Raw genomic sequence first — 1,779 nt, 5'->3', positions numbered from 1 at the left:
AAGGCTGGTGCATCATCATGACCGACAGCGACAGTAGGATAAGCCTTGGCACAGAAGTTGACTTGCGTGGACGTTAGCCAAGCTTCTTTTACGGTTTCACGTCTCTCTGTTAAAGAAAAATGACTATTCGCAGCAGGTTCAAAGTCTTTATAGGACTGATGAATAAAGCCTGCAATTTCATCAGAGACTTCCGACTCCGAGACCAGTAAGAACTGACGAGGCTGTGCTAAAACTGCCTTATGAATACTTTCCAAACCTTCAGCCAAGCTGGATAAGGCTTTACTATCGATATCGCCACTTTCAGTTGATAGCGATTCATCTAAAGCCTTCAAGGCTTTAATGCCTTGCATTCCCCCTAGCTGATAAGCGAGGTACGAGCCAGGGCTCATTCTGCTAGAGGCAACTCCCATCGCCAAGGCATGACCGCTACTGGTTACACCTTGCTCACGACGCGCTCGCATCTGAGCCACCAGTTCGCGAAGACGTTCATGCTCATCGAAACGAACGTTGTCGAGCGTTTCCTTAAGCATCTCTGTCAAAGCGACGTAGTTTCGACTAAGCGCCTTCCCTGAAAATACCAATACTCCTTTGATATCTTGAACGTCGTCAATTTCGCCCTTAACGGAGCTGTACGCTCCCAGGCCACCAGTTAAAGCAGACTGCTTATTCTGCATTTCCAGGTAACTGCTCTCGCCCGCACCTAGAGCGGTAACCACGGCAGTATAAATCGGCAAGAGTGCTTGCAAGTCTTCGCTAAGCTCAGGCATATCAATAATAATCTGCTGATAGACCAAGCCATTTGTGCCTTGGTGGTAACAAGTAATATTATCCGAAACTTTGGCTGGTTCGCCTTTGGGGAAGTGTAAATGCAGGGGCACGTCTGGAATGCCAACCTTAGGCAAGATCGATTCATCATCTTTCATGATCTGACGCTGCTTCAAGGCTTCCGCCTGATCTATGACCTTTTGCTTCTCTTCCTCGTTCAGATTCTGCTTAATTTCAGCTAGTTGCTTCGTTAGCAGAGCTGTTCTGACCTCATCGTAAGAAGTATCCGGACGAAGAGATAAAGTGACTCGGTGTGAGTTATCCAATAAGTGCTTTTTCACCAAAGATTTGAAATATTCAGGGTCTTTAACGCGCTCTCTTAACTTTTCAATCACCGGCTCAAGGTCTAGCAATGCGACCGGGTCGCCACCGTGCAACATCGAAGGCAATGCGCCGAGTATCAACTGCAAACCGTAAGGGTAACTGTCTCCCGCAATTTCTCGCTGACTTAACTCAAGCTGATGCAATACCGCATCCAAACGTTCTTTAGCAACACCTTCTTGGGCAACTTTCTCTAACACAGCGAAGATTTCTGCTTCTAGCTCTTCCTCTTTACCCGGTTCACTTCCCTCTAAACCACACGCAAAAGCCATTTCTCGGTTAGAGTCTTCCAAACCACACAAGGGTGATGGCGCATGCCCTAGCTTTGAAGCCTCTAATGCTCGCTGCAATGGTGCAGCACTGTTCTCAAACAACACATCAGCCAATAGATGTGCTTCGAGGTTTTGTTCCAAATCAAAGCTGTAACCTAACAACCATGAGACAACAATGTGCGTCTTATGTTCGGTCGGCTCATCTTTTTCAACGGGGTAATTTTCCTGAATCCGAATCGGTGCACAATAGCGTTGCTCATCGTTGATTCTGATTCGGTGATCTTCTTTAGAGAATCTGGATAAAGCGTAACCCTGAAAGTGACAATGGTGCTCATAAGCTGGAATATCGCCAAAGGTCAGA

1 protein-coding gene is annotated in these 1,779 nt (G+C 46.8%); it reads right to left on the bottom strand.

The window, feature by feature from the left end; all coding sequences use genetic code 11:
• Positions 1–1,779, bottom strand: a 1,779-nt coding sequence (locus tag A3763_RS18560) for an insulinase family protein (protein ID WP_197482968.1), incomplete at both ends; no start/stop codon positions are given.

It is taken from the genome of Oleiphilus sp. HI0128, assembly GCF_001635365.1.
Note: the sequence above shows the minus strand (reverse complement) of the source record. Positions and strands in the feature narration are given on the sequence as shown.